The organism is Kitasatospora sp. NPDC127060 (assembly GCF_042724935.1).
In the GTDB taxonomy this organism is placed as follows: domain Bacteria; phylum Actinomycetota; class Actinomycetes; order Streptomycetales; family Streptomycetaceae; genus Kitasatospora.
Map to the genome: position 1 here is coordinate 16,921 of NZ_JBHXEG010000097.1, position 13,881 is coordinate 30,801.

General features: G+C 73.5%; 10 protein-coding genes and 1 pseudogene. 9 read left to right on the top strand and 2 right to left on the bottom strand.

The features are described from left to right. Positions 1-192 precede the first annotated feature (192 nt). The 4 genes and pseudogenes from ACFWIS_RS35345 to ACFWIS_RS35360 form a co-directional block, all read left to right on the top strand. Positions 193-2,283 (top strand): ATP-binding protein, encoded by a 2,091-nt coding sequence (locus ACFWIS_RS35345; protein WP_380461475.1) that lies wholly within the window; start codon positions 193-195, stop codon positions 2,281-2,283. Positions 2,284-2,440: 157 nt separating this feature from the next. Further along, positions 2,441-4,006, top strand: coding sequence for a PucR family transcriptional regulator (locus tag ACFWIS_RS35350; protein WP_380461476.1), 1,566 nt, complete (start codon positions 2,441-2,443; stop codon positions 4,004-4,006). Between the two features lie 142 nt (positions 4,007-4,148). Beyond that, on the top strand, positions 4,149-5,591 hold the full coding sequence (locus tag ACFWIS_RS35355) for an aldehyde dehydrogenase family protein (RefSeq protein WP_380461477.1): 1,443 nt from the start codon (positions 4,149-4,151) through the stop codon (positions 5,589-5,591). A gap of 218 nt (positions 5,592-5,809) precedes the next feature. After that, positions 5,810-6,239, top strand: a pseudogene (locus tag ACFWIS_RS35360) (transposase); the annotation flags it as partial. 56 nt (positions 6,240-6,295) lie between these two features. On the opposite strand, the gene ACFWIS_RS35365 reads toward ACFWIS_RS35360, so the two are convergent. Continuing rightward, positions 6,296-6,964, bottom strand: coding sequence for an NAD(P)H-binding protein (locus ACFWIS_RS35365; protein ID WP_380461478.1), 669 nt, complete (start codon positions 6,962-6,964; stop codon positions 6,296-6,298). 69 nt (positions 6,965-7,033) lie between these two features. Here ACFWIS_RS35365 and dxr point away from each other — a divergent pair, with 69 nt between their 5' ends. The 5 genes from dxr (at position 7,034) to ACFWIS_RS35390 (ending at position 12,734) form a co-directional block, all read left to right on the top strand. Further along, positions 7,034-8,278, top strand: a complete 1,245-nt coding sequence (gene dxr, locus ACFWIS_RS35370; protein WP_380461479.1) for a 1-deoxy-D-xylulose-5-phosphate reductoisomerase — start codon at positions 7,034-7,036, stop codon at positions 8,276-8,278. A 105-nt stretch (positions 8,279-8,383) separates the two neighbouring features. Beyond that, the gene (locus tag ACFWIS_RS35375) at positions 8,384-9,688 is read left to right on the top strand and encodes a M50 family metallopeptidase (protein ID WP_380461480.1); all 1,305 of its coding nucleotides are present in this window, start codon (positions 8,384-8,386) and stop codon (positions 9,686-9,688) included. 144 nt (positions 9,689-9,832) lie between these two features. Further along, on the top strand, positions 9,833-10,993 hold the full coding sequence (gene ispG, locus ACFWIS_RS35380) for a flavodoxin-dependent (E)-4-hydroxy-3-methylbut-2-enyl-diphosphate synthase (protein WP_030290407.1): 1,161 nt from the start codon (positions 9,833-9,835) through the stop codon (positions 10,991-10,993). Between the two features lie 200 nt (positions 10,994-11,193). After that, a complete protein-coding gene (locus tag ACFWIS_RS35385) occupies positions 11,194-12,069 on the top strand; it encodes a GNAT family N-acetyltransferase (protein WP_380461484.1) in 876 nt (291 codons plus the stop codon). A 110-nt stretch (positions 12,070-12,179) separates the two neighbouring features. After that, positions 12,180-12,734, top strand: a complete 555-nt coding sequence (locus ACFWIS_RS35390; RefSeq protein ID WP_380461481.1) for a GNAT family N-acetyltransferase — start codon at positions 12,180-12,182, stop codon at positions 12,732-12,734. Positions 12,735-12,851: 117 nt separating this feature from the next. On the opposite strand, the gene ACFWIS_RS35395 is transcribed toward ACFWIS_RS35390, so the two are convergent. Then, positions 12,852-13,775: an aminoglycoside phosphotransferase family protein gene (locus tag ACFWIS_RS35395; RefSeq protein WP_380461482.1), complete on the bottom strand. Its 924-nt coding sequence runs from the start codon at positions 13,773-13,775 to the stop codon at positions 12,852-12,854. Between the last annotated feature and the right edge of the window lie 106 nt (positions 13,776-13,881).

The window sequence follows — 13,881 nt, forward strand, 5'->3', positions numbered from 1 at the left end:
CTCCCCGACCGGGCATGCGCCACTCGGTAGCACTGCGCCGTCCGACTTGTCCGGCACGGCCAGCACGGGCGCCACGACTACCCGCAGACCCCACTCCACTACCCTGAGCGCGGGCGTGTCGCCGGTACGGCGGCATGGGTATGGCGGCACCGACGGCGGTCGGGCCGGGCGGGCGAGGGAGCGGGGCCGTACATGGCACAGGACGGGTCACACCACCACGTCGAACACACCACCACCAGACCCCCCACCCCCCTGCCCCACCAACGGCCCGCCACGGCACCCGGCGGGGCCTTCGACCTCGCCGCCTGGGCCACCGCCCCGCGCCCCGAAGCCGAACCGGGCGTCTACCGGCTCGGCTACCGCCGCATCGACCCGGAACGCGCGGAGGCGGCCCGGGTCCCGACCTGGCCGTTGCTGCTACGGGCGGGGCTCAACGTGGTGGTGGGGTGGTTCGCGTACCTCTACGGCACGCAGCTCCTCATGTACGTGCTCGTCTGGTTCGGTGGACAGGCGGGCATCGGACCGCTCGCCTCGCCCTCCGAGGCGGAGGCCATGTTCACTCTGCTGGTGGCCAACGTCCTGGTTCTCGCCGTGGTCATCAAGGTCTTCGGCCGCATGGGCCGCTGGCCCGAGGTCTGGCGCCGCTACGTCGCCCCGCTGCTGTCGCGGACGGTGACCCAGGAGGAGCCGGCCGAGGAGGCCGGGCCGGCGGCGGAGGCGGCCCGCGGGCCGGGTCCGTGGGACGGGTTGCGTCGGGGCGGGGCGGTCGAGGCGGCGGCGCGGCTGGACGGGGAGGCGGTCGGCGACGTCGACTACGTGCGGATCCAGCGGGCCTGGGAGTCCGCGCAGGCGGATCCGGTGTTCCTGCCCGCCTTCACCGAGCAGGTGGCCGCCCGGGGCGCGGCGGCCTTCGCCCATCCCTCCGAGGCGCGTGAGCTGCCGGGGCGGGTGCGGCGGCACGATCTCCTGCTCGGCCAGGTCTGCCTCGGTGTGGCGCAGGACGTGCCGAAGAACCCGTTGAGCCACCGGGCGGCGGACTTCGCGTTGGACCCGGCGGTGCTGGGCACGTCGCTGCTGGCGGTCGGCCCGGCCGGGACGGGGAAGACGGCGCGGCTGGCCCGGCCGGTGGCGGAGGCGCTGTGCCTGCAGGCGCTGGCCGGGACCGCGTGCGCGGTGGTGGTCGGGGCTTCGGACGCCGACCTCGGGCCGGACGCCTGGTACGACGTGGTGATCGCGCCCGGCGACCCGGCCTCGGTGTACGGGCTGGACCTCTACGGCGCGGCGCAGGACCCGGACGAGGCCGCGGCTCGGCTGGCCGACGCGCTGCTGCCGGACGAGCTGACCGCGCGGGCGGAGAACGCGCGGACCGCGCTGCAGCAGGTGGTCGGTCCGTTCCACGCCGCGTACGGCCGCTACCCGGGGGTGCGCGAGCTGCGGGCGCTGCTGGGCGGTGATCCGGACGCGCTGGCGGCGCTGGTGAAGGCGCTGGGCGTGGCGGGCCGGCTGGCCGCGTACGAGCGGGACCTGGACCACCGGGAGCGGCAGCGCGGCCGGGCGGACGATCCGGGGTCGCTGTTGGCGGACCGGCTGGGGCTGCTGGAGCGGCCCGCCTTCGAGGGGGCGTTCGCGACGGACGGGACGGGCCGTCCGCCGTTCGCGATGCGGGTGCTGGACCATCCGCTGCGGGTGCGGGTGAAGCTGCCGGAGCGCAGTCACCCGGAGGCCGCCCGGATGCTGTCCCGGCTGGTGGTGGGGCAGTTCGTGCAGGCGGCCGGGGCGCGTGCGGACCGTTCGCTGTTCGCGGGCCTGGTGGTGGACGACGCCTCGGCCGCGCTGGACGCCGGCTCCGTCCGGGGCCTGCAGCGGATGCGCGGGGCGAACGCGGGTGCGGTGCTGCTGCTGCGCACCCTGGTGGACCTTCCGGAGGCGCTGCGGGCGCCCCTGTTCGGCGCGGTGGGCTGCCGGGTGGCCTTCCCCGGGATCGCGCCCTGGGACGGCCGGCTGTTCTCGGAGGCCTGGGGGACGCACCTGGTGCAGGAGACCGCGGTGACCCACACCCCCGACACCTCCGGCGGGGTGATGCGGCGGGCCGGGCGGCTGGGGCGGAAGGCCTTGTCGGGGACGACGGCGCAGACGGAGTCGGTGACGACGCGGGACGTGGAGCGGTTGCGGTGGTCGCCGTCGGATCTGGCGCACGCGCTGCCGGCCGGACACGCGGTGGTGTCGTTGACGGCGGTGTCGGGGGAGCAGGTGCCGCCGTTGCTGGTGGACCTGCGGGGGTGAGCCGGGGCGGGCCCGGAAGTCGCCTTCGAGGTGGATTCGGCCGTGCCGGTTGTCCGGGGCGTCCATAATGAAGGGGAGAGACCCTCACCAGTCCCACTGCCCTCTCCTCGCCCGGCCGCAACGGCGCGGTCAGGTCGACCCCCCCTTCGAAGGTGCCATGCCCCCCACACTCGCCTCCGTCGTCCGCAACAGTTCGCTCCACTTGACGGTGCTCGCCGGTGCGGACCACCTGGAGCGGCCGGTCCGCTGGGTGCACACCAGTGAGCTGGACGACCCGACGCCGTTCCTGGAGGGTGGCGAGCTGCTGCTCACCACCGGTATCAAGCTGGGCCGTACGGCGGCGCAGCTGCAGGCGTACGTGCACCGGCTGGCCGATGCCGGGGTGGTCGGGCTGGGGCTGGGGGTGGGGCTGTCGCACACCGAGGTGCCGCAGCCGCTGGTGGACGCGGCGCAGCAGCGGGGGCTGCCGTTGCTGCGGGTGCCGGAGCCGACGCCGTTCATCGCGATCAGCAAGGTGGTGTCGGCGGCGCTGGCCGCGGAGCAGTACGAGGCGGTGACGACCAGTTTCGAGGCGCAGGAGGAGCTGACCCGGGCGGCGCTGGGCAAGGACGGCACGACGGCCGTGGTGCGTCGGCTGGCGGCCCGGCTGGGGGGTTGGGCGGCGCTGTACGACGGGTCGGGTGCGCTGTCGGTGGTGGCGCCGGACTGGGCGGCGCGGCGCGCGGGGCGGCTGGCGGCGGAGGTGGACCGGCTGCGCCGGCGGCCGGCGCCGTCGAGTGCGGCCCTGCAGGGGCGGTCGCCGGGGATAGACACGGCGGACGAGGACTACGTGGTGGTCCAGTCGCTGGGGGCGGACCGGCGGGCCCGGGGTTTCCTGGCGGTCGGCACCGAGGACCGGATCACGCCGACCGAGCGGTACGTGCTGAACGCGGCGGTGGCACTGCTGACCCTCACCCTGGAGCGCTCGCGCGAGCTGCGGCAGGCCGAGGAGCGGATGGGCGCGGCGCTGCTGCGGATGGTGCTGGCGGGTGAGGTGGCGACGGCCCGGCAGGTGGCGGTGGGGCTGTTCGGCGGGATGCCGGAGGGGACGATACGGGTCCTGGTGGCCGGGGCCGGGCCGAACGCGGATGCCGCGGAGGCGCTGGTGGAGCTGGGGGACCGGGCCGAGCAGGCGGGTGCCCGGGTGGGCGAGAAGCTGCTGGTGGCGCGGGAGGAGGGCGCGCACGGGCCGCGGCTGATGGTGCTGGCGCCGGACAACGGGGCGGTGCACCGGGCCTGTCTGGGCGTGGTGGAGGAGCACGAGGGCCTGTCGCTGGGCGTGTCGGCGCCGGCCGCGCTGGAGGAGGCCGGTACGGCGTACGCCCAGGCGGAGCGGGCGTTGGCGGTGGCGCTGCGCGGTGGCCGCCGCTCGGTGGACCACGAGGAGGTCGGCGCGGGGTCGCTGCTGCCGCTGCTCGGGGAGGAAGCGGTGACGGCGTTCGCGGAGGGGCTGCTGCGGCCGTTGCGCGAGCACGACCGGACGGCCCGCGGTGACCTGGTGGCCTCGTTGCGGGCGTGGTTGTCGCGGCACGGGCAGTGGGACGCGGCGGCGGCGGACCTCGGGGTGCACCGGCACACGCTGCGCTACCGGATGCGCCGGGTCGAGGAGCTGCTGGGCCGGTCGCTGGACGACACGGACGTGCGGATGGAGCTGTGGCTGGCGCTGCGCTCGGGTGAGGAGTAGGCGCCCGCTGGACGCGGTGGAGTGGCTCCGGGCCGGAACACTCCTGGTCGGCCAATCCGGTCGGCCCGCCGTCGCACCTACCCTCGGGTTCGGGTCCCACGCCCGTGGGCCGTACGACGACGAGGAGAGGGCCGGTACCACGGTGACCACCACGTACGATTTCTGGCTCGCCGGCCGCCGGGCGAGCGGCGACGCCGCCTTCGAGGTGCACAACAGCTGGGACGGCCGTCTGGTCGGCAAGGTCAGCGTTCCGACCGAGGCCCAGGTCGAGGAGGCGCTGGACGCCGCCGTGGCCGCGCTGCCGGTGTTCGCCGCCACCCCGGCGCACCAGCGGGCCGCCGCCCTGGACCACGTGGCCAAGCGGCTGGCGGAGCGCACCGAGGAGCTCGCCCAGCTGATCACCGCCGAGAACGGCAAGCCGATCAAGTGGGCCCGCGGTGAGGTCGGCCGCGCGGTGTCGGTCTTCCGCTGGGCCGCCGAGGAGGCGCGCCGCACCAACGGCGAGACGATGCGGCTGGACACCGACCCGGGCGGCGTGGGCCGTTTCGCGGTGGTGCGCCGCTTCCCGCGCGGTGTGGTGCTGGGGATCGCTCCGTTCAACTTCCCGCTGAACCTGGTCGCCCACAAGGTCGCCCCGGCGATCGCGGTCGGCGCCCCGATCATCCTCAAGCCGGCTCCGGCGACCCCGCTGTCGGCGATGGTGCTGGGCGAGATCCTGGCCGAGACGGACCTGCCGGCCGGCTCCTGGTCGATCCTGACCGTGCCGAACGACCGGATGCCGGCCCTGGTGCAGGACGCCCGGGTGCCGGTGATCTCCTTCACCGGTTCGGACAAGGTCGGCTACCAGATCATGGACTCGGTGCCGCGCAAGCACACCACCCTGGAGCTGGGCGGCAACGCCGCGGCCGTGGTGCTCGCCGACTGGTCCTCGGAGGCCGACCTGGACTGGGCGGCGACCCGGATCGCGATGTTCGCCAACTACCAGGGCGGCCAGTCCTGCATCTCGGTGCAGCGGGTGATCGCCGACGCGTCGGTGTACGACGCGCTGGTGGAGAAGGTCGTGGCCAAGGTCGGCGCGCAGGTCACCGGTGACCCGAACGACGACGCGACGGACGTCGGCCCGCTGGTCGACGAGAACGCCGCGAAGCGGGTGGAGTCCTGGGTGGACGACGCGGTCGCCAAGGGCGCCAAGGTGCTCGCCGGCGGGACCCGCGAGGGCGCGACCTACGCGCCGACCGTGCTGGCCGAGCTGCCCGCCGACGCGATCCTCGCCAAGGCCGAGGTGTTCGGTCCGGTGCTGTCGCTGCACCGGGTGGAGGGCGTGGACGAGGCCTTCGCGGCCGTCAACGACTCGCCGTTCGGCCTGCAGGCGGGCGTGTTCACCCACGACCTGCAGACGGCCTTCCGGGCCCACCGGGAGCTGGAGGTCGGCGGTGTGATCATCGGCGACGCGCCGTCCTACCGGGCCGACCAGATGCCGTACGGCGGCGTCAAGGACTCGGGTGTCGGCCGTGAGGGCGTCAAGTACGCGATGGACGACTACACCGTCGAGAAGGTCATGGTCCTGACCGGTCTCGACCTCTGAAACCGCTGAGATCTCAGAGCGTCCGATCGCCGGAGGGCCCGGTCCGCCACGGACGCCGTCGGCGAGTGTGACTGATCGGCTGCGCTGAGTGACGCCGGTCTCCGGGACTTGTCCCGGAGACCGGCGTTCGTCGTTGTGGGGGCGTGGTGTCGATGCGTGCGGGTGGGCCGGGCGAGCTGTCGACGGGGACGGTGCGGGTGGCGCGGGCGGCGTTCCCGAAGGGAAGCCTGGCGATCCGGATCCGCTTCAGCCCGGGTGACTGCCGTCCCTCCCCCCACCTGCGCGATTGATTGCGTCGACTCACCCACCGCCCAGCGCCGTGAACTCACCCTGCGACAGCGCGACGAACACGAGGCCGTCCGCGCGGCCGGAGCCGAGCAGCAGACCGACGCTTGGAAGGACCGCTACAAGATCCGCGCCGGGGTCGAGGGCACCATCGCCCGAGGCGTCCAGCGCTGCGGCCTGCGCAGATCCCGTTACCAAGGCCTTGCGAAGACCGGACTCCAGCACCAGCTCACCGGCGCCGCGATCAACCTCGCCCGCATCGACGCCCACCTCACCGACACGCCCCGAGCCCAGACCCGGACCCGCACCAGCCACTTCGCAGCACTTCGCCCCGCCGACCAACCGGTCGGCGGGGCGAAGTGAACGGGACCCGTATCAACCAGCAGCGTCCGCCACGGACCGGGCCCTCCGGCGTGGGTTCAGCCGTCGTGCCCGGCCACGGCGGCGACGGCCTCCGCGACGGTGGCGTTGCCGGCGACCAGCTCCAGGGTCTGCCCGGCGGTGCCGGGCTCGCGCAGCAGGGCGGCCAGGACGACGGCCACGTCGGCCCGGTCGACCGCGCCGGGGCCGGTGGAGGGGGCGAGCCGGACCAGGCCGGTGCCGGGGCCGTCGGTGAGCCGCCCGGGGCGCAGCACCGTCCAGTCGAGTGAGGTGCGGGCGCGGACGGCGTCGTCGGCGGCGCCCTTGGCCCGCAGGTAGGTCTCGAAGACCTCGTCGGCCGGGTACCGGGCGGTGGCGTCGGCGCCCATCGAGGAGACCATCAGGTAGCGCCGGACCCCGGCCAGTTCGGCGGCGTCGGCGAGCAGGACGGCCGCGTCGCGGTCGACGGTGTTCTTGCGGGCGGCGCCGCTGCCCGGGCCGGCGCCGGCGGCGAAGACCACGGCGTCGGTGTCGGTGAGCAGGGCGGCGAGCTGCGGGGCGGTGGCGGATTCCAGGTCGAGCAGCAGCGGCTCGGCACCGACGGCGACCAGGTCCTGGGCGTGTTCGGGGCGGCGGATGATCCCGGCGGGTCGGTCGCCGCGGTAGGCGAGCAGCCGTTCGAGCCTCAGCGCGATCTGTCCGTGGCCTCCGGCGATGACGGTACGCATGGGTCCGACGGTAGCCCGAGGGGGCGGTGGTCGTCCTGGGCAAGGTCTCGGACAGGACACAATGGGCGCATGACTTCGCTCGCCCACCCGCAGCTGCGTTTCACGCCCACCGTGGCGGACCCCTCCGGCCCCCGGGAGCTGGTGATCCTCGGTTCCACCGGTTCGATCGGAACCCAGGCCATCGACGTGGTGCTCCGCAACCCGGACCGGTTCCGGGTGGTCGCCCTGTCGGCGGCCGGCGGCCGGGTGGAGCTGCTGGCCGAGCAGGCGCTGCGGCTGGGCGTGCACACCGTGGCGGTGGCCGATCCGGCGGCCGAGCCGGCGCTGCGCGAGGCGCTGGCGGCGGGGGCGGCGGGGCGTCCGCTGCCGGCCGTGCTGGTGGGGCCGGACGCGGCGACCGAGCTGGCCGCGATGGAGTGCCACTCGGTGCTGAACGGCATCACCGGTTCGATCGGCCTGCGGCCGACGCTGGCCGCGCTGCGGGCGGGCCGGGTGCTGGTGCTGGCGAACAAGGAGTCGCTGATCGTCGGCGGCCCGCTGGTGAAGGCGGTGGCGAAGCCGGGCCAGATCGTGCCGGTGGACTCCGAGCACGCGGCGCTGTTCCAGGCGCTGGCCGGCGGCACTCGGGCGGAGGTCCGCAAGCTGGTGGTGACGGCGAGCGGCGGCCCGTTCCGGACCCGTACCCGGGAGCAGCTGGCCGGGGTGACCCCGCAGGACGCGCTGGCGCACCCGACCTGGGCGATGGGCCCGGTGGTGACGATCAACTCGGCGACCCTGGTCAACAAGGGCCTGGAGGTGATCGAGGCGCACCTGCTCTACGACGTGCCCTTCGAGCGGATCGAGGTCGTCGTCCATCCGCAGTCGGTCGTGCACTCGATGGTGGAGTTCACCGACGGTTCGACGCTGGCGCAGGCCAGCCCGCCGGACATGCGGATGCCGATCGCGCTCGGTCTGGGCTGGCCGGACCGGGTGCCGGAGGCGGCCCCCGGATGCGACTGGACCAAGGCCGCGACCTGGGAGTTCTTCCCGCTGGACAACGAGGCGTTCCCGGCCGTGGAGCTGGCCCGTGAGGTGGGCACTCTGGGCGGAACGGCGCCGGCGGTGTTCAATGCCGCGAACGAGGAGTGCGTGGAGGCCTTCCTGAAGGGTCGCCTCGCCTTCACCGGGATCGTGGACACTGTTGCCAAGGTCGTCGCCGAGCACGGACAGTCCGACGGCCGGGTGGCCGGGTCGGGAACTTCCCTGACCGTCGAGGACGTCCTGCACGCGGAGGACTGGGCGCGCGCCCGGGCCCGCGAGCTGGCGGCGGGCTGACGGCGCCGACTCCGGCGGCGGTGCCCGGCGGGACACCGATCGTGGCACGGCACGGATCGCGGTACGACGAGACGATGAGCGGAGCGGCATGACGGAGGGCCAGCGGTGGCAACGGTTTTGACGGTGGTAGGCATCCTGGTCTTCGTGGTCGGGCTGCTCATCTCGATCGCCTGGCACGAGCTCGGCCACCTCTCCACGGCCAAGCTGTTCGGCATCCGGGTGCCGCAGTACATGGTCGGCTTCGGGCCGACCATCTGGTCGCGCCGGAAGGGTGAGACCGAGTACGGCTTCAAGGCGATCCCGTTCGGCGGGTACATCCGGATGATCGGGATGTTTCCGCCGGGCGAGGACGGCCGGATCACCAAGCGGAGCAGCTCGCCCTGGCGGACCATGATCGAGGACGCCCGTGAGGCCTCCTACGAGGAGCTCCAGGAGGGTGACGAGAACCGGCTGTTCTACACCCGCAAGCCCTGGAAGCGGGTCATCGTCATGTTCGCCGGGCCGTTCATGAACCTGATCCTGGCGTTCGGGCTGTTCCTGACGGTGATGATGGGCTTCGGCGTCTCCATGGCGGTGCCGACCATCGGCTCGGTCGCCCAGTGCGTGGTCAAGGCCGGGCAGCCCACCGACACCTGCCCCGCGGACGCGCCCAAGACCCCGGCCAACGAGGTGGGCCTGCGCCAGGGCGACAAGGTGCTCTCCTTCGACGGCGACCGGATCCGCGACTACGACCAGCTCCAGGCGGACATCCGGAAGTCGGCCGGCAAGCAGGTGGCGATCGTGGTGGAGCGCGGCGGTCAGCAGCTCACCTTCACGCCCACCATCGCCGTCAACGACGTGCAGAAGTACGACGGGAACGGCGTGCCGGTGAAGGGCCAGACCGTCCAGGCCGGGTTCCTCGGCTTCACCCCGAAGAGCGACACCGTCCAGCTCGGCTTCGGGCAGTCGGTCGACCGGATGTACGACATGGCCGAGAACGGGGTGAAGTCGCTGGCCGCGCTGCCCGGCAAGATCCCCGGCCTGTGGAACGCCGTCGTGGGCGACGCCCCGCGCGACCCGGACTCGCCGATCGGCATGGTCGGCGCCGCCCGGGTCAGCGGCGAGGTGTTCTCGCTGCACGAGTCGGCCACCCAGCGGATCGCGATCTTCGTGAACCTGCTGGCCGGCATCAACCTGTCGCTCTTCCTGTTCAACATGCTGCCGCTGCTGCCGCTGGACGGCGGCCACATCGCCGGCGCGGTCTGGGAGTCGGTCCGGCGCCGCTTCGCACAACTGTTCCGGCGGCCCGATCCGGGCCCCTTCGACGTCGCCAAGCTGATGCCGGTCGCGTACGTCGTGGCCAGTATCTTCATCGGATTCACCCTGCTGGTGATGGTGGCCGACCTGGTGAACCCGGTGAAGATCGGCTAGCGCGTTCGGGTACGGCGGGTGTGCTGGGCGCCCGGACCGTGCCGTACCGTGGAGGCCGGGTGCGCGATAGTCCGCGCGCCCGGCCTCGGCCGTCCCAACGGCCGGGCGGTCGACCACACCTCTACCCCGGGGAACCCTGCGCACATGACCGCGATCTCGCTCGGTATTCCGTCCCTGCCGCTCAAGCCGCTCGCCAAGCGCCGCTACTCCCGGCAGATCATGGTCGGCAACGTGCCGGTCGGCGGCGACGCCCCCGTCTCGGTCCAGTCCATGACCACCACGGTCACCTCGGACATCAACGCCACGCTGCAGCAGATCGCCCAGCTCACCGCGTCCGGCTGCCAGATCGTCCGGGTCGCCGTCCCCTCCCAGGACGACGCCGACGCGCTGCCGATCATCGCCAAGAAGTCGCAGATCCCGGTCATCGCCGACATCCACTTCCAGCCGAAGTACGTCTTCGCCGCGATCGACGCCGGCTGTGCCGCCGTGCGCGTCAACCCCGGCAACATCAAGGCCTTCGACGACAAGGTGGGCGAGATCGCCAAGGCCGCCAAGGACGCCGGGGTGCCGATCCGGATCGGCGTCAACGCCGGCTCGCTCGACAAGCGGCTGCTGGAGAAGTACGGCAAGGCCACCCCGGAGGCGCTCGTCGAGTCCGCGCTGTGGGAGTGCTCGCTGTTCGAGGAGCACGACTTCCGCGACATCAAGATCTCGGTCAAGCACAACGACCCGGTCGTGATGATCCAGGCCTACCGCCAGCTCGCCGCCGCCTGTGACTACCCGCTGCACCTGGGCGTCACCGAGGCCGGTCCGGCCTTCCAGGGCACCATCAAGTCCGCGGTCGCCTTCGGCGCGCTGCTCGCCGAGGGCATCGGCGACACCATCCGGGTCTCGCTGTCGGCCCCGCCGGCCGAGGAGATCAAGGTCGGCAACCAGATCCTGGAGTCGCTCGGGCTGCGCCAGCGCGGGCTGGAGATCGTCTCCTGCCCGTCCTGCGGCCGCGCCCAGGTCGACGTCTACAAGCTCGCGGAGGAGGTCACCGCCGGGCTGGAGGGCATGGAGGTGCCGCTGCGGGTCGCCGTCATGGGCTGCGTGGTGAACGGGCCGGGCGAGGCCCGCGAGGCTGACCTCGGGGTCGCCTCCGGCAACGGCAAGGGGCAGATCTTCGTCAAGGGGCAGGTGATCAAGACCGTTCCCGAGTCGAAGATCGTCGAGACCCTGATCGAGGAGGCGCTCAAGCTCGCCGAGCAGATGCAGGAGGAGGGCGTCGAGGCCGGTTCGCCGACCGTTGTCGCCGCGGAGTGACCGCGGGGCGGTCACGGCGCGGGGCGACCGCGGGTGACCCTGACCGCCGGGCGGTCCGCACAGGACCGCAGTGAAGTCTTCCGGAGGCGGGGCCGTCCGTTCGCGGACGGCCCCGCGGCCGTAGCCGGGTGGGGCCACGGAGTAGGGTGCGGCCAGAGTCGTCTCAGTGAGGTGCTGTCTCGATGATCGATCGAGGTGTGATGCTCCCCAGCTCCTTCCAGGCCGCCCGGGCACTGGCCACCACCCGTGTGCTGGAGCCGCCCGACCTCGCGGACGCCCTGGAGATCCTGCACCGCGACCCGGTCGCCAACGCCTTCGTGGCCACCCGGGTCGAGGCCGTCGGGCTGGACCCGTGGCGGCTCGGTGGGGAGATGTGGGGCTGGTACGACGGGGACGGCGTGCTCGACGCCCTCTGCTACGCCGGGGCGAACCTCGTCCTGGTCAACGCCGGGCCGCAGGCCGTCGCGGCCTTCGCGGAGCGGGCCCGGCGGCAGGGGCGGCGCTGCTCCTCGATCGTCGGACCGGCCGCCTCGACCGCCGCCTTCTGGGCACTGCTGGAGCGGAGTTGGGGACCGGCGCGTGAAGTCCGGGGCCACCAGCCGCTGTTGGCGACCTCCTCGCCGTCGGCGGAGATCGCGCCCGATCCGCTGGTGCGGAGGGTGTGGCGCAGCGAGGTGGAGGCGCTGATGCCCGCCTGCGTGGCGATGTTCACCGAGGAGGTCGGGGTCTCGCCGCTGGCCGGGGACGGCGGGCTGCTCTACCAGGCCCGGGTGGCCGAACTCGTCACCAGCGGACGGGCGTTCGCGCGCTTCGCCGAGGACGGGCAGGTGGTCTTCAAGGCCGAGGTCGGGGCGGTGACCCAGGGGGCCTGCCAGATCCAGGGGGTCTGGGTGGCGCCGGAGTACCGGGGGCAGGGACTGTCCGAGACCGGGATGGCGGCGGTGCTGGAGGTCGCGCTGCGGGAGGTCGCGCCGGTGGTCTCGCTGTACGTCAACGACTTCAACCTGCGGGCCCGGGCGGCCTACCGGCGGGTGGGGTTCCGGGAGGTCGGGGCGTTCATGAGCGTGCTCTTCTGAGCCCGCCCGGGGGTGGGGTCGCGTTGTGGTGCGGTTCGCCGCTGTTTCGCCGGTTGTTGGGTTCCGATCTTCGGCCGCGCCACGGGGCGGCTGGTAGTAACGTCCGGAGCATGGATCAGCTGACCGGGGTGACGATCGAGGCCATCGACCTCGCGGCCTGGGCGCCGCAGGCGCTGGAGGTCCAGGCGGTGGCGTTCGGGCTCACGCCCGAGGAGGTCGCGGTACGGCTGCACATCGTGGGGCGGCACGCCCTCCAGCCCGGGGTGATCGCGTTCGGGGCGATGAGCGGGGGGCGGCTGGTCGGGTTCGGGTACGGGATGCCGAACCAGCGGGAGCACTGGTGGAGCACCGTCATCGAGCCGTACCTGACCTCCCGGGGGTACGGGGACTGGCTGGACGGCGTGTTCGCGGTCACCGAGCTGCACGTGCTGCCGGAGTACCAGGGGCAGGGCGTGGGGTCGCGGTTGATCCGGCTGCTGTGCGAGGGGTCGGGACTGGAGCGCAGCATCCTGTCGGCGATCGACGCGGAGACGCCGGCCCGGCGGCTCTACCGGGCGCTGGGGTACCAGGACCTGGCCCGTGCGGTGCGGTTCCCGGCCACGGACCGGCTGTACGCGGTGATGGGGGCGGGGCTGCCGTTGCGGCGGCTCGGGGACAGGACCTAGCTGGACGGCGGCTCGGGGACCCGGGCACGGCGTGAGGGCCTGGGCGGAGGTTCGGGGGGCAGGGCCTGGGCGGAGGTGCGGGGGGCAGGGCCTGGGCGGAGGTTCGGGGGGCAGGGCCTAGGCGGAGAGGTAGCCGGCGAACTCCAGGTGGAGTTCGGCGTCTTCGTGGTGGCCGGTGGTCAGGGCGCGCAGGGCCAGGTCGACGGCGCGGAAGAGGGTCCAGCCGCGCAGGCGGTCCCGGTCGACGTCGAGGGCCTCGGCGAGTTGGTGGAGTCGGCGGCGGACCGCGGCGGGGGCACCGGGGGAGCCGATCAGGGTGTCCGCGCGGTCCAGGGCGAGCCGGGCCAGGTCGTAGGCGCGTTCGCCGGTCAGCGGGCGGGGATCGATCGCCAGCCAGGGGGCTCGGTCGGCGGCGAGGACGTTGCCGTGGTGGAAGTCACCGTGCAGCAGGAAGGTTTCGCCCGCGTCGCCGACCAGGGCTCCGGCGGTGGTCAGGGCCTCGTCGGCGAGGGGCAGTGCGGCGGCGGCGACGGGGTGGGTGCGGTGGGCTTCGAGGCGGGCGGCGGTGTCCGCGATCCGGTCGGCGGGGGTGGGCAGGGCGGCTCCGGCGGGCGGCGCCACCCAGAGGCGGTGCAGCAGGCTGGTGGCCTCCAGCATGGCCTTGGGCTCGGCGAGGGAGCGCAGTGGGATCGATCCGTGCAGGCGCTCCAGCAGGAGGACGCCCTCGGCGGGGTCGGCGTCCAGCAGGAGCACGGCGCCGCGGCCGGCCCAGTGGGTCAGGGCGGTGTGCTCGTGGGCGGTCTCGGAGGTGACCAGGCCGACCTTGAGGACGGCGGGGGAGAGGTCGTCGCGGTGGACGTACGCGATCAGGCTCAGGCTGCCGCCCGGGTCCAGGGTGCGTTCGAGGGTGAGGTTCCAGCGGGCCAGGTGGGTGGTGACCGCGGTCGGCAGAGCGGTGAGCCACTGGTGGCCTTGGGTGCCGTGGGTGGCGGTGATGGTGGTGGTGAGGTGGGTGGGGATGGTGATGTTTGCTCCCGGCATGGGTCCATTGTCGGTGGTGTGGGGGGTCGCTGCGCGGGGCTGGGGGGTGGGGGTGGGCTTTCGGGAGGGTGGGTGGTTGCGGGGGCGGTTCCGGGGGTGGGTGCTC